This is a genomic window from Thiorhodococcus drewsii AZ1, assembly GCF_000224065.1.
Classification (GTDB): domain Bacteria; phylum Pseudomonadota; class Gammaproteobacteria; order Chromatiales; family Chromatiaceae; genus Imhoffiella; species Imhoffiella drewsii.
On the sequence record NZ_AFWT01000004.1, the window covers coordinates 135,720 to 157,158 of the forward strand.

At 63.2% G+C, this 21,439-nt stretch carries 21 protein-coding genes; 13 read left to right on the forward strand and 8 right to left on the reverse strand.

The window, feature by feature from the left end; all coding sequences use genetic code 11:
• Window positions 1-30 precede the first annotated feature (30 nt).
• Window positions 31-1,572, forward strand: a complete 1,542-nt coding sequence (gene ilvA / locus THIDRDRAFT_RS04030; RefSeq protein ID WP_007039529.1) for a threonine ammonia-lyase, biosynthetic — start codon at window positions 31-33, stop codon at window positions 1,570-1,572.
• Between the two features lie 87 nt (window positions 1,573-1,659).
• Here the strand turns inward: ilvA and THIDRDRAFT_RS04035 are convergent, their stop codons facing one another.
• The 7 genes from THIDRDRAFT_RS04035 to THIDRDRAFT_RS04060 all read right to left on the reverse strand — a co-directional run bounded on the left by THIDRDRAFT_RS04035 (window position 1,660) and on the right by THIDRDRAFT_RS04060 (window position 7,955).
• The gene (locus THIDRDRAFT_RS04035; RefSeq protein ID WP_007039530.1) at window positions 1,660-1,917 is read right to left on the reverse strand and encodes an FmdB family zinc ribbon protein; all 258 of its coding nucleotides are present in this window, start codon (window positions 1,915-1,917) and stop codon (window positions 1,660-1,662) included.
• A gap of 156 nt (window positions 1,918-2,073) precedes the next feature.
• Window positions 2,074-4,251, reverse strand: coding sequence for a malate synthase G (locus THIDRDRAFT_RS04040; RefSeq protein WP_007039531.1), 2,178 nt, complete (start codon window positions 4,249-4,251; stop codon window positions 2,074-2,076).
• 130 nt (window positions 4,252-4,381) lie between these two features.
• The gene (locus tag THIDRDRAFT_RS25460; RefSeq protein WP_139058611.1) at window positions 4,382-4,582 is read right to left on the reverse strand and encodes a hypothetical protein; all 201 of its coding nucleotides are present in this window, start codon (window positions 4,580-4,582) and stop codon (window positions 4,382-4,384) included.
• Between the two features lie 55 nt (window positions 4,583-4,637).
• Window positions 4,638-6,371 carry a biosynthetic-type acetolactate synthase large subunit gene (gene ilvB, locus THIDRDRAFT_RS04045; protein ID WP_007039532.1) on the reverse strand — a complete coding sequence of 578 codons (1,734 nt, stop codon included), beginning with the start codon at window positions 6,369-6,371 and terminating at the stop codon, window positions 4,638-4,640.
• Between the two features lie 337 nt (window positions 6,372-6,708).
• On the reverse strand, window positions 6,709-7,188 hold the full coding sequence (gene dsrE2, locus THIDRDRAFT_RS04050) for a sulfur carrier protein DsrE2 (protein WP_007039533.1): 480 nt from the start codon (window positions 7,186-7,188) through the stop codon (window positions 6,709-6,711).
• An 85-nt stretch (window positions 7,189-7,273) separates the two neighbouring features.
• Window positions 7,274-7,504 (reverse strand): sulfurtransferase TusA family protein, encoded by a 231-nt coding sequence (locus tag THIDRDRAFT_RS04055; protein WP_007039534.1) that lies wholly within the window; start codon window positions 7,502-7,504, stop codon window positions 7,274-7,276.
• Window positions 7,505-7,634: 130 nt separating this feature from the next.
• A complete protein-coding gene (locus tag THIDRDRAFT_RS04060) occupies window positions 7,635-7,955 on the reverse strand; it encodes a rhd_2599 family sulfurtransferase (protein WP_007039535.1) in 321 nt (106 codons plus the stop codon).
• Between the two features lie 105 nt (window positions 7,956-8,060).
• Between THIDRDRAFT_RS04060 and cysG the strand changes: the two genes are divergently transcribed.
• On the forward strand, window positions 8,061-9,482 hold the full coding sequence (gene cysG, locus THIDRDRAFT_RS04065) for a siroheme synthase CysG (RefSeq protein ID WP_040843901.1): 1,422 nt from the start codon (window positions 8,061-8,063) through the stop codon (window positions 9,480-9,482).
• On the opposite strand, the gene THIDRDRAFT_RS04070 is transcribed toward cysG, so the two are convergent.
• Window positions 9,479-12,010, reverse strand: coding sequence for a putative bifunctional diguanylate cyclase/phosphodiesterase (locus THIDRDRAFT_RS04070; protein ID WP_007039537.1), 2,532 nt, complete (start codon window positions 12,008-12,010; stop codon window positions 9,479-9,481). The two genes, cysG and THIDRDRAFT_RS04070, sit on opposite strands and share 4 nt — an antisense overlap.
• 623 nt (window positions 12,011-12,633) lie before the next feature.
• Between THIDRDRAFT_RS04070 and THIDRDRAFT_RS04075 the strand changes: the two genes are divergently transcribed.
• The 11 genes from THIDRDRAFT_RS04075 to THIDRDRAFT_RS04130 all read left to right on the forward strand — a co-directional run bounded on the left by THIDRDRAFT_RS04075 (window position 12,634) and on the right by THIDRDRAFT_RS04130 (window position 21,439).
• Window positions 12,634-13,212 carry a TerD family protein gene (locus THIDRDRAFT_RS04075; protein WP_007039538.1) on the forward strand — a complete coding sequence of 193 codons (579 nt, stop codon included), beginning with the start codon at window positions 12,634-12,636 and terminating at the stop codon, window positions 13,210-13,212.
• A 103-nt stretch (window positions 13,213-13,315) separates the two neighbouring features.
• A complete protein-coding gene (locus THIDRDRAFT_RS04080; protein WP_007039539.1) occupies window positions 13,316-13,999 on the forward strand; it encodes a TIGR00266 family protein in 684 nt (227 codons plus the stop codon).
• A 61-nt stretch (window positions 14,000-14,060) separates the two neighbouring features.
• Window positions 14,061-14,657 carry a TerD family protein gene (locus tag THIDRDRAFT_RS04085; RefSeq protein ID WP_007039540.1) on the forward strand — a complete coding sequence of 199 codons (597 nt, stop codon included), beginning with the start codon at window positions 14,061-14,063 and terminating at the stop codon, window positions 14,655-14,657.
• Window positions 14,658-14,679: 22 nt separating this feature from the next.
• Window positions 14,680-14,886 carry a hypothetical protein gene (locus tag THIDRDRAFT_RS04090; protein WP_007039541.1) on the forward strand — a complete coding sequence of 69 codons (207 nt, stop codon included), beginning with the start codon at window positions 14,680-14,682 and terminating at the stop codon, window positions 14,884-14,886.
• Window positions 14,883-16,046: a phosphoribosyltransferase domain-containing protein gene (locus THIDRDRAFT_RS04095; protein ID WP_007039542.1), complete on the forward strand. Its 1,164-nt coding sequence runs from the start codon at window positions 14,883-14,885 to the stop codon at window positions 16,044-16,046. The genes THIDRDRAFT_RS04090 and THIDRDRAFT_RS04095 overlap by 4 nt, the downstream gene beginning before the upstream one ends.
• A gap of 118 nt (window positions 16,047-16,164) precedes the next feature.
• A complete protein-coding gene (locus THIDRDRAFT_RS04100) occupies window positions 16,165-16,743 on the forward strand; it encodes a TerD family protein (RefSeq protein WP_007039543.1) in 579 nt (192 codons plus the stop codon).
• Between the two features lie 214 nt (window positions 16,744-16,957).
• Window positions 16,958-18,148 (forward strand): TerD family protein, encoded by a 1,191-nt coding sequence (locus THIDRDRAFT_RS04105; protein WP_007039544.1) that lies wholly within the window; start codon window positions 16,958-16,960, stop codon window positions 18,146-18,148.
• 254 nt (window positions 18,149-18,402) lie between these two features.
• On the forward strand, window positions 18,403-18,858 hold the full coding sequence (locus tag THIDRDRAFT_RS04110; protein ID WP_007039545.1) for a tellurite resistance TerB family protein: 456 nt from the start codon (window positions 18,403-18,405) through the stop codon (window positions 18,856-18,858).
• A gap of 2 nt (window positions 18,859-18,860) precedes the next feature.
• Window positions 18,861-19,619, forward strand: a complete 759-nt coding sequence (locus THIDRDRAFT_RS04115) for an HAD family hydrolase (protein ID WP_007039546.1) — start codon at window positions 18,861-18,863, stop codon at window positions 19,617-19,619.
• A 209-nt stretch (window positions 19,620-19,828) separates the two neighbouring features.
• Window positions 19,829-20,698 (forward strand): HpcH/HpaI aldolase/citrate lyase family protein, encoded by an 870-nt coding sequence (locus THIDRDRAFT_RS04125; RefSeq protein ID WP_007039548.1) that lies wholly within the window; start codon window positions 19,829-19,831, stop codon window positions 20,696-20,698.
• Window positions 20,699-20,719: 21 nt separating this feature from the next.
• On the forward strand, window positions 20,720-21,439 hold the full coding sequence (locus THIDRDRAFT_RS04130; protein WP_007039549.1) for a response regulator: 720 nt from the start codon (window positions 20,720-20,722) through the stop codon (window positions 21,437-21,439).

The window sequence follows — 21,439 nt, forward strand, 5'->3', positions numbered from 1 at the left end:
GGTCATCCCCCGGCAGTACCGAGATTCCCCATGCCCGACTCCTATATCGAACGCATCCTCAAGGCCCGCGTCTACGACGTCGCCCACGAAACACCCCTGACTCGCGCCCCTCAGCTCTCCAGCCGTCTCGGCAACGAGGTCTTCCTCAAACGGGAGGACCTGCAACCGGTCTTTTCGTTCAAATTGCGCGGGGCCTACAACAAGCTCATTCATCTGGATCCGGAGGTGCGCGCCAAGGGCGTGATCGCCGCCAGCGCCGGCAACCACGCGCAGGGTGTCGCACTCGGCGCCAGCCGACTGGGCGTTCAGGCCACCATCGTCATGCCACGCACCACGCCGGCGATCAAGGTGCGCTCGGTGCGCGCCTTCGGTGGCAAGGCCGTGCTGCACGGGGACTCCTACGACGAGGCCTACGCCCACGCCATGACCCTGGTCGAAGAAAAAGGTCTGACCTTCCTGCATCCCTTCGACGACCCGGACGTGATCGCCGGCCAGGGCACCATCGGCATGGAGATCCTGCGCCAGCATCCCGAACCACCGCACGCCATCTTCGTACCCGTCGGTGGCGGCGGACTGATCTCCGGTATCGCGGCCTACGTCAAATGGATGTATCCGCAGGTCAAGATCATTGGAGTCGAACCGGCCGAGGCGCCGACGCTGCATGACGCCTTGGCGGCCGGCAAACGCGTCGAGCTACCACAGGTCGGGCTGTTCGCCGACGGGGTTGCGGTGCGACTGATCGGAGAGGAATGCTTCCGCGTCGCCCGCAAGCGGGTCGACGAGGTGGTTCTGGTGAGCACGGACGAGATCTGCGCCGCCATCAAGGACATCTTCGACGACACCCGCGGCATCGCCGAGCCCGCCGGGGCACTGGCGGTCGCTGGCCTAAAACGCTGGATCGAGACCAACGGCACCCAAGGCGCGCACTTGGTCGCCATCGAGAGCGGTGCCAACATCAATTTCGATCGACTGCGTCACGTCGCCGAACGCGCCGAATTGGGCGAACACCGTGAGGCACTGCTGGCCGTCGAGATCCCGGAACGCCCCGGGAGCTTCCTCGCCTTTTGCCGCACCCTGGGCAAACGCCAGATCACCGAGTTCAACTATCGCTATGCCGACGCACGCAGGGCGCAAGTGTTCGTGGGGGTCGAGCTGAGCCGAGGGAGCGAGGAGCGCGCCGAGCTGATCGCCCGCTTCCTGGAAAAGGACTTCAAGGTGGTCGATATGACCGACAACGAGACCGCGAAGCAGCACATCCGCTTCATGGTCGGCGGACACGCCCCCGACATCGACCAGGAGACGCTGGTGCGCTTCGAGTTTCCCGAGCGCCCCGGTGCCCTGCTGAACTTCCTGACCGCGCTCGGCAAGCGCTGGAATATCAGCCTCTTCCATTACCGCAACCACGGCGCAGCCTATGGCCGGGTACTCATGGGCGCCCAGATCCCGCCCGCCGAGCAGAACGATTTTCTCCGCTCGCTCGACGACCTCGGCTATCCCTACTGGGAAGAGACGGGCAATCCGGCCTACCGGATCTTCGCTGGCGCGGGCAATGGAAAGGACACCAAAAGCTGAAAGCTGGCGGCTGGCGGCTGGCCTTAAAACGCAAAACAGCGGCGCACCCCCAGGATGCACCGCCGTTCGAAAGGGACTGAACTGGACTCAGTTCAATCCGCACATGCCGCCGGAGCAGCAGGAACCGGAGGGACAGGCCGGCGCCATACCGCTACCGAGACTCGAACTCGAAATGACGTTGCCGCCGGTCGCCAAACGATGGACCGGGGCGTCCGCAGGCGTATCGCCCGTCTCCATGCCGACGCGAGCACAGAGCTCGCCCCAGGTGGAAAGGCTCTCGCTCATCCGATGGCTGACCTCGATCACGCGGTCGTTGCTGTCGCAGCGATAATCGTACGTGGGCATGTTCCGTCTCCAGCTATATCGATGATTTCTAATGATGCGCGCGATTATAGGCAAACCGATTCAGCGCGCAAAGCCTAGAGATCCGCGTGGTTTTATCGCGCCGCCGCCCACCGGACAGGCCCTCTGAGCGACGGACACGATCGACCCTTGAGCCCGTCAGCCGACCTCGGCCTTGAAACGTCTGCGCATGGCGTGCAGCGTCGGCTCGGTATAGCCGTTCGGGACCTCGCAACCCTTGAAGATCAGATCGCGGGCGGCCTGGAAGGCGATGCCGTCAAAGCCGGGGGCCATCGGCCGATAGAGCGGATCGCCGGCGTTCTGCGCGTCGACGACCGCCGCCATCCGATGCAAGGATTCCATCACCTGTTCCTCGTCGACGACCCCGTGTCTCAGCCAGTTGGCGATGTGCTGGCTGGAAATGCGCAGCGTAGCGCGGTCCTCCATCAGGCCCACGTTGGCGACGTCGGGCACCTTGGAGCAACCGACACCCTGATCGATCCAGCGCACCACGTAACCGAGGATACCCTGACAGTTGTTGTCCAACTCCTCCTGGATCTCCTCGGACGTCCAGGCACACTCCGGATCCAGCGGAATCTGGAGGATGTCGTCCAAGGTGGCGCGACGCCCCCCCTTGGCCAATTCGGTCTGAACCGCTGACACATCGACCTGGTGATAATGCAACGCGTGCAGGGTCGCCGCCGTCGGCGAAGGCACCCAGGCGCAGTTGGCCCCAGATCGGGGGTGGCCGATCTTGGCCTCCAGCATGGCGGCCATCTCGTCCGGCATGGTCCACATGCCCTTGCCGATCTGGGCGTGGCCGGGCAGCCCGCAGGCCAGACCCGTGTCCACGTTCCAGTCCTCGTAGGCGACCAGCCAGGTGGCACCCTTCATGGCACCCTTACGCAGCACCGGTCCGGCCTCCATGTCGGTGTGGATCTCGTCGCCGGTGCGGTCGAGGAAGCCGGTATTGATGAAGATGATCCGGTCTCGAGCGATGCGGATGCATTCTTTGAGATTGACCGTGGTGCGGCGCTCCTCGTCCATGATCCCGATCTTGAGCGTATTACGGGCCAGGCCGAGGGCATCCTCGATGCGTCCGAACAGGTCGACCGCGAACTGGACCTCCTCCGGACCGTGCATCTTGGGCTTGACGATATAGACGCTGCCCGAGCGCGAGTTGCGCCGCGCGCCGAATTCGGGATGGACGTCATGCAATGCGCAGAAGGCGGTGACCATGCCGTCGAGCATGCCCTCGGGGATCTCGTTGCCCTCGGCGTCGAGCACCGCATCGGTGGTCATGAGATGGCCCACGTTGCGCACCAGCATGAGCGAACGACCCGGCAGGGTGAGGCTACCGACCCCGATACGCGAATAGACCCGATCGGGCTCCAACGTACGCTCCAGCATGCGACCGCCCTTGCTGAAGGACGCCGTGAGATCGCCCTTCATCAGACCCAACCAGTTGCGATAGACCCCGACCTTGTCCTCGGTGTCGACGGCAGCGACCGAATCCTCGCAATCCTGGATACTGGTGATCGCGGACTCGACCTGGATGTCGGCGATGCCGGCCGCGCTGTCTTTTCCGATCGGATGCTCGCGGTCGATGCGCAGCTCGATATGCAGTTCGTTATTGACCAGCAGAACGGCGTCGAGCCGGTCCGGATTGCCACGATAGCCGACGAATTGCTCAGGCGCCTTGAGCATGGTCTCGCTGTTATCCGGAAGCTGCACCACCAGCTTGCCGTTGCCCAGACCGTAACCGCAGGCATCGGCATGGGAGCCTCGATTCAGCGGCACCACCTCGTCCAGGAAGGCCGCAGCGCGCGCCACCACGGCCGCCGCTCGACGTGGATTGAGCTCGGCAGTCCGCTCCAGCCCCTCATCCTCCGCAATGGCGTCGGTGCCGTAGAGTGCATCGTAGAGGCTGCCCCAGCGGGCATTGGCCGCGTTCAGCGCATAGCGGGCATTGCTGACCGGCACCACCAACTGGGGACCGGCGATTTGGGCGATCTCGGGATCCACGTTGCTCGTGGAAACCGAGAAATCCGGACCCTCGGGAACCAGATAGCCGATCTCGACCAGGAAGGCGCGATAGGCGTCGAGCGAGATCGGGCGTTCCGGATGTTCGCGGTGCCAGGCATCGATCTGGGCCTGAATCGCGTTGCGTCGCTCCAGCAGCGCGCGGTTGCGCGGCGCGAGTTCGCGAACCATGTCGCCGAAGGACGCCCAGAAGGTGTCCGGGTCCACTCCGGTCCCGGGTGCGATCTCATCCTTGACCAGATCGTAGAGGGCTTTTGCGACCTTCAGGCCGCCCACATCCAAGCGTTCAGTCATCGTCTCGACCTCCGTTTCCCCCGGACAGCGAGGGACTTGTCTCAGTGAGGTATGGCAGGATTGATCGTGCGGAATCGAAGCAATGTCAGGTCATGTCGGCACGGGCGCAACATTAGCCTGATTGATTACCTCAAGGCAAAGCATCGGAAAAAGGAAATAATAGAGGAAAACGCCAGTCGAGCGCGCTTGCCGCGCTGAAGAGTCGGCGCCGCTCGGCGACCATCATCCCCCAGCGCAACAGTCCGATCAGTATCAGCCTGGCCTTGATCCGCATAGAGAGTCGACTCGACAACCGGGCGAGCGAGACCCCGCCCCGGCGCCCAGCGTTCATCACGGGGGCGCCGGGAGCGGGACGGAACCTGACCGAGACGACTCCCCGAGTCGGATCAGGACTCGACCATCTGATCTAGACCATGACCGGGAGGCACCATGGGAACGACGTTCTCGGCCTTGTCAATCCAGATATCGACCAGCACGGGACCTGGCTCGGCGAGCGCACTGGCGATCCCCTCGCGCAGCGAGGACGGATCCTTGATGCGCAGGGTTTTGAGACGAGGATAGACGTATTTGAGTCCGGTGAGATTGGGGATTTGACGCCTGCAACCCTGATCCAGGTCGATGCAGTCCGGATCGCAGTCGATGTTGCGGGCCAGACAGGTCTCGTAATGATGGCCGCCGTCCATCATGTCCTCCCACTGACGCACCATGCCAAGGAAGCTGTTGTTGAGGACGAACATCTTGAGCGGGATGCGATTGGCAACGACCGTGCCCAGTTCCTGGATATTCATCTGAAAGCTGCCGTCGCCGTCGATCAACACCACCGGGCGGGTCGGGTCGGCGTACCAGGCCCCCACGGCGGCCGGCAAGCCGAACCCCATGGTGCCGAGCCCGCCCGAGCTGACCCACTGACGGGGACGCCGGAAGCGGTAATACTGGGCGGACCACATCTGATGCTGTCCGACCCCCGTGGCCACGACGGCGTCACCCTGCGTCAACTCGGAGATGATCTCGATCGCCTCCTGCGGTTTGATAAACTCCGAGCGCACATAGGGTTTGGGCATCTGCTGGCGCCAGGCCGCGACACGGGCCATCCAGTCCGGATGGGTCGCGGTACCTTGCGAGGCCAGGGCATGCGCCAGGAAGGCATCGAGCCCCGCCACCAGATAGAGATCGGTCGAGATGGTCTTGTCGATCTCGGACGGATCGATGTCGACGTGTGCGATACGCTTGCCATCCGCAAACCCGCGCACCGCCACCCGGTCGTCGAAACGCCCGCCGAGCGAGAGGATGAGATCCGCGTCGCGCAGTGCATAGTTGGCCGGGATGGTGCCGTGCATTCCCGGCATCCCGAGATTATGCGGCGCCTCGAACGCCATAGCGCCGAGCGCGTTGAAGGTGGTGGTGACGGGGACATCGAAACGCTCGGCGAAACGCCGCAGGGCCTCGGTCGCATTGGCATGGATCACGCCGCCACCCGCCTTGACGACCGGACGCTCGGCGCGTGCGATCGCCTCCAAAATGGCGTTGGCGCGCGCCGCATCGAACGGCACCTCCTCGCAATGACGGGAGCGCGACGCGTTCCTCTGTCCGGCGAGCGCCAGCTGGACGTCCTTGCAGATGTCCACCACCACGGGCCCCGGACGCCCATGGATCGCCAGGTCATAGGCCTCGCGCAACACCCATTCCAGGTCGCCCACGTCCTTAACCAGATAATTGTGCTTGGAGATGGGTCGCGTCATTCCGACGGTATCCACCTCTTGGAAGGCATCGGAGCCGATGGCCGCGCTCGGAACCTGGCCGGTGATGAAGAGGGTGGGCAGCGAATCCTTGTGGGCGTCGGCGATAGGCGTCGCCAGGTTGGTCGCGCCCGGGCCGGAGGTGACCAGAACGACACCAACTCGACCGCTCACCCTGGCATAGCCTTCGGCCGCGTGCCCCGCGCCGCCTTCCTGCCGACAGAACACGAATGTGGGAACGCGTTCGCCGCGACGCAGACGCTTGTTGATTTCGACGTGGATGGGGATCACAGCCCCACCGGTGTGCCCAAACAGGTAGTCGACGCCAAGGTCGGTGAGCACATCGAGAAAGAGGGCAGCCCCGGTTGGGGTCGGGCTTGTCATAGTGGTGATGATGAACGGCGAACTGTCGTGTTGAATCGAACCCCATCATAACGCGAAGACAGGGAGCCTAAGGAGACGAACCCTCCATGGCCCGCGCGGGGGTCGCAATCGATCGACCTAAATCCAGGAAGTAAAACCGCAACGCACACACAGAAGACAACGGCCTGCTTCACCCGGACAGCGAGCCTCGACATTGGGACAAGGCGTTGAAATCCCCTGCGCTCTTGGCGCGCGTTGCGGTTCAACGGACCGTCTGAAGATCCAGCTTCCCTAACGAAAACGCCGCCGAAACGGCGGCGTAGGGTTCAGTCCGATCGCGCCCGATCGGGCTAGAGGGTTAGATATAGAGGCAGATATCGCTCTCGCCGGCGAACTCGAAGAAGGCCGCAGCCCCCGCGTACTCGACACCGTCGATGAAATCGGCCGTATTCAGGTCGAACAGATCGACCGTCATCTGGCAGGCGATGAGCTTGACCTCCGCCTCCTGACACAGATCGCGCAGTTCATCGACACTGGCCACGCCCTTGCTCTGCATCTTCTTCTTCATCATGGAGGTCATCATGCCCTGCATGCCAGGCAGGGTCAGACCCAGCACGGGGAACCACTTATCCATCCCCATCGGCATGGGCATGCCCGGGTTGCCAAGCGGGGTGACCTCCAGGGCCAGCTTCTTCTTAAGCAGTTGCAGACCGTAGAAGGTGAAGAAAATCTGCACCTCATACCCCAACGCGGCTGCGGTCGAGGCCAGAATGAACGGGGGATAGGCCCAATCCAAAGAGCCCTTAGTGGCGATAATCGCCAGTTTTTTCTGTTCCATCGAGTCCTCCTCGCGGGCTCAGCGAGCTCGCGAAGTCATGTTTGATCGGAAAAAGAAAGATCGATTGCGCGAGGACTCTGGACGATCAGGACTTCTTGATGAGGAAGTGGAACTTGCCGCTGTCCTCCTTGGACTCGACGAGTTCGTTGCCGGTCTGCTTGGCGAAGGCGTCGAAATCCTTGACCGAGCCTGGATCGGTCGCGATCACGTGCAGCACCTGACTGCTCGCCATGGCGTTCAGGGTCTTCTTGGCGCGCAGGATCGGCAGCGGACAGTTGAGGCCGCTCGCGTCGAGTTCTTGGTCGAAATCTGCCATGAAATACCTCCGGTCGAGATCTGTTGTTTTAGAATATCAGTAGACACAATAATTGATTTTATAGGGTACAACCATAGAAAAAACAAGCTACACCCTGGGCGATCCTACAGCTATCTCGCACAGCGCAGCATCAGGCGGCATCCACGATCGGATAGCCATGGCGCGCCCAGGCAATGACGCCGCCACGCAAGTTCAAAACCCGACCGTAGCCTTGTTGCATCATGAAAGAGCACGCCTGATATGAGCGGGCACCACTGCGGCAATAAAGCACCACATCCCGATCCTTCGGCAATTCGTTCATCCGTACTGGAATCAGATGCATCGGCATCTGTAGGGCGCCGGGAATGACGCCCTGCGCCATCTCTGCCGGGGTGCGAATGTCCACCAGGAGCACATCCTCACCGTCCAGAAGCCGCTGGCGCAGCGGCTCTGATTCGATTTCGTTGACCACGCTGCCGTCCTACCATAAAACTAAGCAATTAAGTATATTAAGGACTTTTGAATACCAACTCAACGACCCTGTGGGCGCAACACCACCGAGACCACTGAGATGACCATGGAACTCCTCCCGATCTTTCTCGACCTCAATGGCAAGCCCTGTCTGGTGGTCGGTGGCGGCACCACGGCGGCCCGCAAGGTGGGTAGCCTGCTACGCTCAGGCGCAGCCATCACCCTCGTCTCACCGACGCTCTGCGAAACGCTTGCGTGCAAGGCCGAGGCAGGTGAGTTCCGCTATCTCGCACGCTGCTTCGAGCCGCAGGACCTGCCGGGCAACCGACTCATCATCGCAGCGACCGACGAGGACGAGACCAACCGCCACATCGCCCAGCTCGCCAACGCGCTCGACATCCCCGTCAACGTGGTCGACGACCCAGAGGCCTGCTCCTTTCTGCTGCCATCCATCGTCGACCGCTCGCCGGTCACGGTCGCCATCTCGACCGGCAAGGCGTCTCCCGTCCTGGCGCGCCTGCTGCGCACCCGACTGGAATCGCTGATCCCCGCCGGTTACGGCCGGCTCGCCGAGTTCAGCGGACGCTATCGCCATCGCGTGAAGACGCGCTTCACCGACCAACGCGACCGTCGCCGCTTCTGGGATCGCGTGTTGCAGGGGGCGGTCGCCGAACGCGTCTTCGCCGGCCAGTTCGAGGAGGCCGAGGCCATCATCGAGCAGGAGCTGGCACCGGACGCCCTGGACCAGGACATGGGTGAGGTCTATCTGGTCGGCGCCGGCCCGGGCGATCCGGACCTTCTGACCTTCCGCGCCCTGCGTCTGATGCAGCAGGCCGACGTAGTGGTCTACGACCGCCTGGTCGCCGCGCCGATTCTGGAGATGACCCGCCGCGACGCCCGCCGCATCTATGTCGGCAAGCAGCGCGACCATCATGCGATGCGTCAGGAGGAGATCAACCGGCTGCTCGCCGACCTGGCCAAGGACGGGTTCCGCGTGCTGCGGCTCAAGGGCGGCGACCCCTTCATCTTCGGGCGCGGCGGCGAGGAGATCGACACCCTGGCCGCCGAGGGCATCCCCTTCCAGGTCATCCCCGGCATCACCGCCGCCTCGGGCTGCGCCGCCTATGCGGGTATCCCGCTGACTCACCGCGATCATGCCCAGTCGGTCACCTTCGTGACGGGCCATCTCAAGGATGGCAGCATCGATCTCAACTGGTCGGCGCTCGCCCAGCCGAACCAGACGGTGGTTTTCTACATGGGACTGGTCGGATTGCCCATCATCGTCGAGCGACTCATGGCCCACGGCGTCCCCGCCGAGATGCCGATCGCTCTGGTCGAACAGGGCACGACCCATATGCAGCGGGTCCACACGGGGACGCTCGCGAACATCGGCGACATCGTCACCACCGCGCAACCGCAGCCACCGACACTGGTCATCGTGGGCGAGGTGGTCAAGCTGCGCGACAAGCTCAACTGGTTCAGCCCGCCGGACGAGCCGGTGCAGGGCGCTACCGCGCCGATCCTCTAAATCTCAGCCACACCGAGCGCCGAGGGTGTGGCATCGTTCTCCCGCCACAGGCGCTCGATCTCATCGCCCGGCATCGGTCGGGCGAAGCAATAGCCCTGGAGCACATCGCACTCCATCCGGGCCAGCATTTCAGCCTGCTCTAGCGTCTCGACTCCCTCGGCCACAACACCCATTCCGAGCGTCTTGCTCAGATTCACGATGGTCTTGACGATGGCCTCGGCACCCGCGTCCTCGACCGCTTCGTGGACGAACGATCGATCGATTTTGATGACGTCCACCGGCAGGCGCCGCAGATAGGACAGGCTCGAATGGCCGGTACCGAAATCGTCGATGGCCACCGTGACACCCATCGCCCGAAGCGCCGCCAGGATGGGCGAAGTCTGGCCTGGATTCGCCATGACACAGCTCTCGGTGACCTCGACCTCCAAGAGTGTCGGGGAAATCCCCTGCCGTTCGCACTCGATCCGGATCATGCCGGCCAGATCGTCATGCACCAGCTGGCGCACCGAGACATTGATGGCGATCTTCCGCCAGCCATGACCGGCACGATGCCAGCGTGCGATCTGAGCACAGGCCTCGGCCAGCACCCAGCCCCCGATCTGGCCGATGAGCCCGCAATCCTCGGCGACCGGCACGAACCGATCCGGCGGCACGAAGCCCTGCTCGCCGCGATTCCAACGCAACAATGCCTCGAACCCAAGAAAGGCATGATCCGAGGCGGTCACCTTGGGCTGGTAATAGAGCGATAGCTCCTGGCGCTCCATGGCCTCGCGCAAGGCCAGCTCCAACTCCAGACGTTGACTGGCCTGATCGGCGAAAATCGGCTGAAAGAAATGATAGGTGTTGCGGCCGGCCGCTTTGGCGGCATAGAGCGCCATATCGGCGTTCTTCATAAGGACATCCGGATCCGTGCCGTCGTCCGGATAGATGGCGATGCCGAGCGAGGAGCGCACGTGCATCCGGTTATTCGGAAGCTCGAAGGGGTGCGTAAAGGCATCCAGCAGTTCGTGCGCCAATACCACGGCATCCGCCGGCTGATGAAGGTCGGCCATCAGCACCACGAATTCGTCGCCGCCGAGCCTGACCAGGGTATCGCTGGCGCGCAGCCGAAACTTGAGACGTTCGGCGATCTCACACAAGAGCTGATCGCCCACGTGGTGCCCGAGGCTGTCGTTGACGGCCTTGAATTGATCCAGATCGAAGATGAGCACCCCAAATCGACTGCCATGACGCTGCGATCGAGCAATACCGTGCTCAAGCCGGTCCCGCAGCAGCTTACGATTGCCCAATCCGGTGAGTGGATCGTGCAGCGCCTGGTGCAGCAGCTGCTGGTCCTTGTGATAGTCCTGGGTGACGTCGCTGAAGACGGAAACGTAGTGCGTCGTCTGTCCCTCGGCGTCGCACACCACGTCGATGGCACGCCGCTCCAGGAAGACCTCTCCATCCTTGCGACGGCTCCACATCTCGCCATCCCAGCGCCCAGTCGAGCGCAAGCGCTGCCAAAGCTGGTCAAAAAAGTCCTCTCCGTGCCGATCTGAGCGCAACAGCTTGAAGGATCGTCCGATGACCTCGTCTGACGCGTAACCGGTAATGCGCGTGAAGGCGGGATTGACCTCAAGGATGTCCCCATCGACCCCCATGACCATGATGCCCTCGGCGGTATTCTGGATCACCGAGAAGGCGAGCCGCATGCGTGCCGTCCGCTCCTCGACCTCCGCCTCCAGCTCCAGGCTGTGCTCCAGAAGCCGCTGCTGGGCGGAAAGCAATTCCTGATTGAGCCGATCGACGACCGAGCGTTGCTCACGCATCTCACCGAGCAGCGCCTGATTCTCGATCAAACGCTGCTGGGCCATGACCAGGACATCGCGCGTGCGGGCATGGCTGAACAGCGACAGGGCCGTGAAGCCGATACCGAGCACGAAGACGACCGGACCCGAGCCCGGCGTATCCAAGATCATGATGGAGGCCGGCACCATCAAACAGAGGATGTAGAGACGCGCCGACCAGAGCACGGGTGCAAGCACTGCGGCACCGCCTCCCGCGAGACCGGCGATGATGGCGATGAGGGCGAGCCGCTCGACCGGCTCGGCGGACGGAAAGACCAGGATCGGCAGCGCCGCCCAAACCAAGCTGTTCAACACCAACGGCCACTCGAACATGCGCGCGCGGGTCCGGGTGCTCAAACCCTCCCGATATGACTCATGGACCAAAAGCAGCAGCATGCGCAGCGCGAAGACCGCGAGTCCCGCGACGAGCCAGAGCGGTTCGATCAGCGCGTGGGTGTGGAGCCAGTGGATGCCCGCCATCCCGAGCATAGAGATGGCCGTCATTGGGATGCCTGCTCGCCCCTGACGGAAGGCCTCGTCGATCAACGCCGAATGCAACTGCTCGACAGCCGCCGCACTGGATTCGGGGGCAAGCGCGCTGAAGCGCCCTCCACACGCCGGTGAAGAGCGAGTCGCACATCCATCGTCGCCGACCTCGTCACGAGCGACGGCGACACCATCGATTCGATTGGGATCCCCCATTGACCACCCCATCCTTGCTACCGAATACCCCGCACAACGCCGGGATGCATCGCCGTCGTCAACGACCGTAAGCCGCTAAAGGAGAACGGAAACCCAGACATCGCGGTCGTCGAACCCCGAGCACGAAACCCGTGAAAAAGCCGTAACGACATCCTCACACGGCGAGAAGGAGACGCCCGAAACAACACAGGGCGCAACGAGGCGTCTCTACACCTATTGTGCAGGCGCGTTCGGATCCATAGCAATAACCCTGCCCGAGCGGCCCCCGACACCCCGTCGCCGGAACATCGGCCCAAATGTGCTGTCTCCTGGTGGGCGATAATCTGCTCGCCTCATCCACGAACCGGGACGACCGACGGGGATCGAGCGAGAGCGCGAAGGCTGTACCGCGCCGGTTAGGACTCGACTAAACTAGTCGGGTCCCACGCCAGAAACACAAGAGCAACAGAGCGAGAACGGGCGATCCACCGAACGCGCACTTCGAGCAGAGGCGACAGCACCGCCCGGGCACCTATCGATCGGCGGCGAGCGCCGGACGGCCGATTCCAAATTCCCGAGCGTTCAGCCACCATCAAGTTCAATCGCCCGATTGAAATTCAATCACTACTAATAAGGAGAACTACATGGCCATCAGCCTGCAGAAAGGCGGCAACGTCAGCCTGACCAAGACCGATCCCGGCTTGACCAACGTCCTCGTCGGACTGGGTTGGGACGCACGCTCCACCGACGGCGCCGCATTCGACCTGGATGCCAGCGTCTTCCTGGTCGGCGAAGACGGCAAGGTGCTGTCGGACGGGCATTTCGTCTTCTACAACCAGAAGACCTCGCCCGACGGTGCCGTGGTCCATGCCGGCGACAACACCACCGGCGAGGGCGAGGGCGACGACGAGACCGTGAGCATCAACCTGCCCGGCGTCGAGGCCGGCGTGCAGCGCGTCGTCTTCGCCGTCACCATCCATGAGGCCGAGTCCCGCAAACAGAACTTCGGCATGGTCCGCAACGCCTTCATGCGCGTCCTGAACAAGGATTCCAACACCGAACTGGCCCGCTTCGACCTCTCGGAAGATTACTCTACCGAAACCGCCATGGTGTTCGGCGAGATCTACCGTCACGGCAGCGAATGGAAGTTCAAGGCCGTGGGCCAGGGCTTCGCCGGCGGTCTAGGCGCGCTGGCAAAGGATCACGGGGTCAACATCGGCTGATGTTCAGCGACCAGCCGCCAGCTTCCGGCCTCCAGCACAATGCTGGTCGCTGGCAGCTGGTCGCTGTCTCTGATCGCCCCCATTTAGCCGAGAGGTGAATGCCATGCCGAACTTCACGATCACCGGAGAAATCGATCCCTTTCTGCACGTCAGCATGCAGAAGGGCGAGCGGATCTACTGCGAATCCGGCGCCATGGTCATGATGGAAGAGGCGCTGCAGGTGAAGGGACAGATGCGCGGCGGCCTGGGACGCGCGCTGATGCGCCGACTCGCCACCGACGAATCGCTGTTCCAGCAAGAAATCGAAGCGGTCGGCGGCAACGGCGACTGTCTGCTCTCGCCCACCCTGCCGGGTGGCATCGAGCTGATTCAGATCACTCCAGGCTCACCCTTCACCCTGTCCGACGGCAGCTTCCTCGCCGCCGATCACGGCGTGGACGTGCGCTCGCGGATGAACAGCCTCGGCGGCGGTCTATTCGGCGGCACCGGCGGCTTCGTCATCATGGAGGCGGTCGGACAGGGCACCCTGGCCGTGTCCGGATTCGGCGCACTCTTCACGCTCGACATCACGCCTGATCGCGACACCGTCATCGACAACAGCCACGCGGTCGCCTGGTCGTCCAACCTCCAGTTCGAGGTCGGCATGCCCCGCACCGGGGGCGGATTCTTCGGCAACGTAGTCAATTCGGTGACCTCGGGCGAGGGGCTGGTGATCCGTTTCCGCGGCCAAGGCAAGGTTGTGGTCTGTTCGCGCAACCGGTCCATTTTCACTCCCCAGACACACTGACGGCGCACAGCACACAAGACGCCGACGACACCACATTTCGACGACACGAGGTATTTCAGAGATGGGCATCAGTCTTCAGAAGGGTCAAAAGATCTCGCTCGACAAAGAGGCCGGCGGCGGCCTGACCCGCATCGTCATGGGACTCGGCTGGGATGCCGCCCAGGCCAAGAAAGGAGGGTTCCTCGGAGGCATGTTCGGCGGGGGCGGCGACGACAGCATCGATCTCGACGCCTCCTGTCTCATGTTCGACGAGTCGGGCAACCTGCTCGACGCCGTCTGGTTCCGCCAGCTGCACAGCAAGGACGGCAGCATCACCCATACCGGCGACAACCGCACCGGCGAGGGCGAGGGTGACGACGAGCAGATCATCGTCGACCTGTCCAAGGTTCCGGCTGGGGTCAAGAGCCTGGTCTTCACCGTCAACAACTACACCGGGCAGGATTTCTCACAGGTCGCCAACGCCTTCTGCCGCATCGTCAACGGCGCCAACAACGCCGAGATCGCCCGCTACGACCTCAGCTGCCAGGGCACCCACAACGCCATGATCATGGCCAAGGTCTATCGCCATAACGGCGAGTGGAAGATGCACGCCATCGGCGAGGTCGGCCAGGGCCGCACCTTCGAGCAGATGCTGCCCCAGATCAAGCCGCATCTCTAAGAAGGTCTGCGGCACACCTCGCATGACCCCAGACGGGTTCAACGGAACGGCCCCCAATGCGCGCGCCCTGCTCGATCCGATTCGGCAGGGCGCCGCCGAATTCAATCCACCCTATCTGGCGCTGCACGGCCAGACGCATGGCGTTCAACGGTGCAAGGCGTCGATAGTCGCAACCGAGGGACGCATTCTGGAGGCGCCCGGCTACCGCCGCGTCGAGGTTCATTCGTGACGACACGCCATATCCAACTGGACACCGGACGGCTCTCCGTCCGGGTCCGCGAATCCGCCTTTGCGCTCGACGAACTCTGCGGTTTCGCCGCGCGCAACAACCTCAAGCGCGGCTTCCTCTTTCTGAGCAAGGTGCTCGGCAAGCACTGGCCGGCCCGCCCGAGCCAGATGCGACGTATCCACCGCCATCTCGCCGCCCAGCTCGCGCCCGCCATCGGACCCAGGGCCTTTATCGCCATGGCGGAAACCGCAACCGGGCTCGGCCAGGGCGTCTTCGAAGCCGCCTTGGAGCAGGATCCGCACACGCCCGGCCTCTTCGTCCACTCAACCCGCTACCGGGTCGAGGGGCGCCGTTTTCTGGAGTTTCTGGAACCCCACTGCCACGCGCCGGACCAGACGCTCTATCTGCCCCTGCGGCCCGAGCATCTCGACACCTTCGCTCAGGCGCGCGAACTGATCCTGATCGACGACGAAATCAGCACCGGGACCACCCTGTGCAATCTGGTCGAGGCCTATCGTTCCTTCAATCCGGCGATCGAACGGGTTCAGTTCGTCTGCATCACCGACTTCAGCGGGGCGGACAGCGCCGAGCGCTTCAGCGAACGTCTCGGCTTACCGGTGTCCTGTCGGTCTGCGCTGCACGCCGACTTCGACTTCCAGCCCGGACCGCCGCTGTCCGCCGAGATTCCGCCAACAGCAGTCGGGGCCAATCGGCGCGAGCCGGGCCAGATCGCCGATACACTGGGACGTTTCGGCATCGACCGGGCGCTCCAGGTTCCGACCGAGGTCCTGTCACAGACGACCGATGGACTGGAACCGGGCGCCCCCATTCTGGTCCTTGGAACCGGAGAGTTCATGCACGCGGCCTTTCGCATCGGACTGGAGCTGGAGGCGCACGGTTTCACCGTTTCGGTACAGGCGACCACCCGTTCGCCCATCCTCGTCGGGGCCGACGTGCAACGCTGCCTGATCTTCGGGGACAATTATGACGAGGGCATCGCCAACTATCTCTACAACGTCGATCCCGCCGACTATGCGCGCATCCTCGTCTGTCACGAGACGCCGAGTGAGGGACTCGATGAACTTATGGAGGCCCTGAATCCAAACGAACAGATGCGGTCCAACTGCATGACCTACCGTTACCCGGATGCCCCCGACTGAGGCAGGACATCCGGAATGGTCGCCCTCCCCGCCCGCCTGGCGTGACGCTTCACCCAGCGGTCACCGGGCACGGGCAGAATAGACAGCCATTCATTTTCGATAGCGAACGGAGACTCTCATGGCCATCAGCTTGAACAAAGGCGGCAACGTCAATCTGAGCAAGGAGGCGCCCAACCTGGTAAACGCCCTGGTGGGCCTGGGCTGGGACGCGCGCGCAACCGACGGACAGGCATTCGACCTGGACGCCAGCCTCTTCATGGTAAAAGAGGACGGCAAGGTCCCAAGCGACGCCCATTTCATCTTCTACAACCAGAAGACATCCCCGGACGGCTCGATCAACCATACGGGCGACAACCTGACCGGTGCCGGCGAAGGCGACGACGAATCCATCAAGGTCAATCTGCCCAAGGTCCCGCCAGAGATCCAGCGTCTGGTGATCGTGGTCACCATCCACGAGGCCGAGGCTCGCCACCAAAACTTCGGACAGGTCAGCAACGCCTTCGTGCGGGTCGTCAACGAGGACACCAATCAGGAGGTGGTCCGCTTCGACCTCTCCGAGGACTACTCCACCGAGACCGCCATGATCTTCGGCGAGCTCTATCGCCATAGCGGCGACTGGAAATTCCGCGCCGTCGGCCAAGGCTATGCCGGCGGACTGCGCGCGCTGGCGCTCCAGCACGGCGTCAACGTCGGCTGATCCCTACCCTCAGATAAACCGCAAAGGCGCGAAGAACGCAAAGACTTCGATTCCTGGGTAGGGCGCAATAGCGATCGCGTATTGCGCCGCAAGGACGTCGGCTCGGCGCCCGTTCGGTGCAATAGGCTTCGCTATTGCACCCGACAAGATCCAACCCTGTGCGCCTTTGCGGTTCGACTCCCCTTTGAAATCATCCACCGAGGTAATTGAGCGGATGAACTTGACACACGGACAACGGGCGAAGGTCGCCGATCTGGTACCGAACGGCCTACGTTTCACGCTCGGGGTCACGGTGAACGCGCCGGGCATGAGCATCGACATCGCCTGTTTCGGTCTAGACGCTAACGGCAAGCTGTCGGACGAGCGTTACATGACCTTTTTCAATCAACCGACCACACCCTGCGGCGGCGTCTCGCTCGCCACGCCCGCGGGCGACACGGCCGGCTTCGCGCTCGACCTCGCCCGATTGCCGCCGAGCATCGAGCGCCTAACCCTCACCGCCGCCATCGACGGCGCCGGCACCATGTCGCAAATCGCCAGCGGACATGTGCGCTTCCTCGACGGAGGCACCGAGGCCGGACGCTTTGCCTTCAGCGGCAGCGACTTCGCCAAGGAACGCGCGCTCATACTGCTGGAGATCTATCGCAAGGACGGCGTCTGGCGCACCTGCGCGCTCGGCCAGGGCTTCAACGGCGGGCTGGAGGCGCTGGTCACCCACTTCGGCGGCACCGTCGCCGAGACCCCGCCACCGCCTCCACCGGAGCCGCCCAAACCGCAGGCACCGCCAGTGGATTTGAGCAAGATCACACTCGAAAAGCGCGGCAACTCGGTGGCACTGGAGAAGGCCGCCAATGCAAGCCACGGCGAGATCCTCATCAATCTCAAATGGCGCAGCCTGCCACAGCCAAAGAAGAAGGGCCTGTTCGGCGGATTCGGCCCCCAGCGAACCGACCTGGACATCGGTTGCCTCTACGAACTGGCCGACGGCGACAAGAGCGCCGTCCAGGCACTTGGAAACACCTTCGGCAGCTACAACACCCCGCCCTACATCGCACTGGACGCCGACGATCGCACCGGCACCCGCTCGGAGGGCGAGAACCTCCGCATCAACGGCCAGCAATGGGACCGGATCCGCCGGGTTCTGGTCTATGCCTTCATCTACGAGGGCGCGCCCAACTGGGCCGAGTCGGACGCGCGCATCACGCTCAAGACCCCAGGACAGCCCGAGATCGAGGTCCGGCTCGACTCGCACCGCAACGACCGCCCCATGTGCGCCATCGCGCTTTTGGAGAATCAGGACGGAGCGGTCAAGGTCACCAAACTGGTCGACTATTATCGCGGCCATGTCGACATGGACCTGGCCCATCGCTGGGACCTCGAATGGGCGCGCGGGCGCAAAGACTGAACGGCGTGGCTCGCCCGGCCTATGTGGCCGGGGGACTCTGCTAGAATCCAACCTCTGAGCAAGACGAACGGGGCTCCCGCCCCTTCGAGACATGGAGGCGGATCAAAAGGTGCAGAATAGGGAACTCCAAGGCGCCAAAACGAACGAATTCGAGCGCGGCTGGACCAAGTTGGATGCGGACGATCCACGTCCGATGCAAGAACCGGCCCAAACGCCGTTGTCAATCCACTGAGAATCATCACACAGGTGCCACCATGGCCTTTCAAGACTTCCTGAACAACCTCAAGCAGAAAGCGGGCGACCTCAAGAACGAGGCGATGAAGTTCAAGAACAAGGACTTCCTCAACGCCGCCGTGAGCGGCTCGGTGCTCATCTCCATGGCCGACGGCAACATCTCCTCCGAGGAGAAGCAGAAGATGATGCGCTTCATCGAGAACTACGAGCCGCTCTCGGTCTTCTCGAGCAAGGAGCTGATCGAGTCCTTCCAGAACGCGGTCACCCAGATCGAGTTCGACAAGGACCTGGGAGAGGCCAAGGCCTACGACGCCATCCGCAAGATGAAGAACAACGACGCCGCCTCACGCCTCATCCTGCGTCTGATCATCTCGATCGCCGGCGCCGACGGCAATTTCGACGACGACGAGAAGCGCGTCGCGCGCAAGATCGCCATGGAGCTGGGTCTCAACCCGGCCGAGTTCGAACTGGCCTGAGCGTGCGGACACTGGTCTTCCTCGACCTGGACGACACACTGTTCCAGAGCCGCCCGAAATGCCCTCCCGACGAGGAACCGCACCCGGTCGCCTATCTGAAGGATGGCTCGGCCCATTCCTTCATGACCGAGGGACAGCGGGCATTCTGGCGGCTGCTGGACGGCAACGCGACCCTGATCCCGACCACCGCGCGGGATCTGGGCGCGTTGCGCCGCGTCGATCTGCCGTTCAACAGCTGGAGCATCATCGACTATGGCGGGATCATCCTCGATCCCCAGGGCGATCCGGATGCCCGCTGGATGGAACGGATGTCCTCGGTTTCGGGGGAGGCCATCGACGAGCTGAGCGGACTACGCGATACGGCAGAGTCCTTCGTCACCCGATCGGAGCTGTCGGTCCGCATTCGCGTCATCGAGGATTACGGGCTGCCCTTCTATCTGGTAGCCAAATACCGATCGGGTCGCAGCGCCGACCTGGATCGGCTTCAGCATGAGGTCATACAGCCTTGGGTGAACGCGCGCCAGGACCGCTACCGCCTGCACCGCAACGCCAACAATCTGGCCGTGTTGCCCACCAGGCTCGGCAAGGAGCACGCAGTTCGCTATCTGATCGAGCGTCTGAGCGAGTCGGGAGAGGCGGTCATGAGCATCGGTGTCGGAGACAGTCTGATCGACGGAGCCTTCATGGCTGCGTGCGACTACGCCATCACCCCGCGCGGTTCGCAGATCTTCGATGCAACGCTCGGCCGGTTCGCCCGCTGAGTTCGCACCCAACGGCCTCGCCATGATGTGCCTGAACGCGGCCATTTCGGGCCTGAGCAGTCGCCCCCCGATCGAGGACTGGCTTGCGCAGGGCGTTGGTCGACGCCCGCTTGCGCGCGATCCGCAGCCCGGACAGGAGCGCCACATCCCACTCGAGCTGGACCCATCGCGCCCCTATCAGGCCGTCTTGCTCAAACGAGGTCTTTCACATGCTTGAGGCATACCGTCTGCGCGGATCTCTCTATGTCCCGGTGACCCACAAGGATCTGCTGGATATCGCGAGCGGAACGCGCTGGTCCGAACTGCGCTCGGTCATCTTCTGCACCGAGGATGCCGTATCGGAAGAGGATCTGGAGCTTGGCCTCGACAATCTGCAGATCTGTCTGGACCAGATGTCGGCCGACTCCAAGGCACTGCGCTTCGTGCGTGCGCGCAACCCCGAGATTCTCGCCAGATTGCTGGCGCTGCCGGGCGTGGAGAAGCTGAACGGCTTCGTCCTCCCCAAGGTCGAACTCGGGAACATCGACGACTACATGGGTCTGCTCGCCGATACCCAGCATCGCTGCATGCCGACCCTTGAAACGCGCGACGTCTTCGACGCCGGACGCATGATGGCGTTGCGCGATCACCTGCTGGAGCAGGACTATCAGAGCCGCATCCTGGCGCTACGCATCGGCGGTAACGACCTGCTGTCCATTCTCGGCATCCGCCGTCCGCGCGACCGCACCATCTACCGCACCCCGCTTGGGCACACCATCGCCCAGCTGGTGACCATCTTCAAACCCTATGGATTCCAGCTCACCGCGCCGGTCTTCGAGCATATCGACCACCCGGAACTGTTGAACGAGGAACTGAGCGAGGACATCGCCCACGGTCTGTGCGGCAAAACGGCCATCCATCCGGTCCAGATCCCGGTGATCGAGGCCGCTTTCCGCATCTCGCCCAACGACCTGGAGGCAGCCCACCGCATCCTGACGGGAGATCGAGCCGTCTTCAAATTCGGCGGATCCATGTGCGAGGTGGCGACCCACAGCTCCTGGGCCCAACACATCGTGGCACGCACCTCGATCGACTCCTGAGCGGCCGACACGCAGCCTCCCATGATCCAGGTGCTGATCGTCGATGATGACCCAGACATCCGGGAGATCGTCTCCGAGGAAGCGCGACAGCAAGGCTGGAGCCTGATCGAGGCGGGCAGCGAGGCCGAGCTACGCTCCAGCCTGGAATCGGTCACACCCGACATCATCCTGCTCGACATCCGCCTCCCGGACCAGGATGGCCTCACCATCGCCCGCCAGCTCCGCGCAACCTCGGCGATTCCCATCATCATGCTCACCGGAATGGGCTCGGACGTCGACCGCATTCTCGGCCTGGAAATGGGCGCCGACGACTATGTCGTGAAACCCTTCAACCCGCGCGAGCTCACCGCCCGCATCAAGGCCGTCCTGCGGCGCACCTCCGGCGAGCTGGCCAGTACGCCTCACAGCCCTGCCCCGAACCACGACTACCGCCGCTTCGCTGGCTGGACACTGGACCTCTCCGCGCGAATCCTCACCGATTCCACAGGCAATCCCGTCTCGCTGACCAACGCCGAATACCTTCTGCTCGAAGCACTGGTCGAATCCCCCAAGCGCGTACTCACCCGAGAGCAACTGCTGGAGCGCACCCACAACGACGATGCGGAGGTCTTCGACCGAACGATCGACGTGCTCATCCTCAGACTCCGACGCAAGATCGAACCTAACCCCCACGCCCCCAGACTCATCCGCACCGAACGCGGTGCCGGGTACGTCTTCGACGCCGTCGTCGAAAAACGCTGA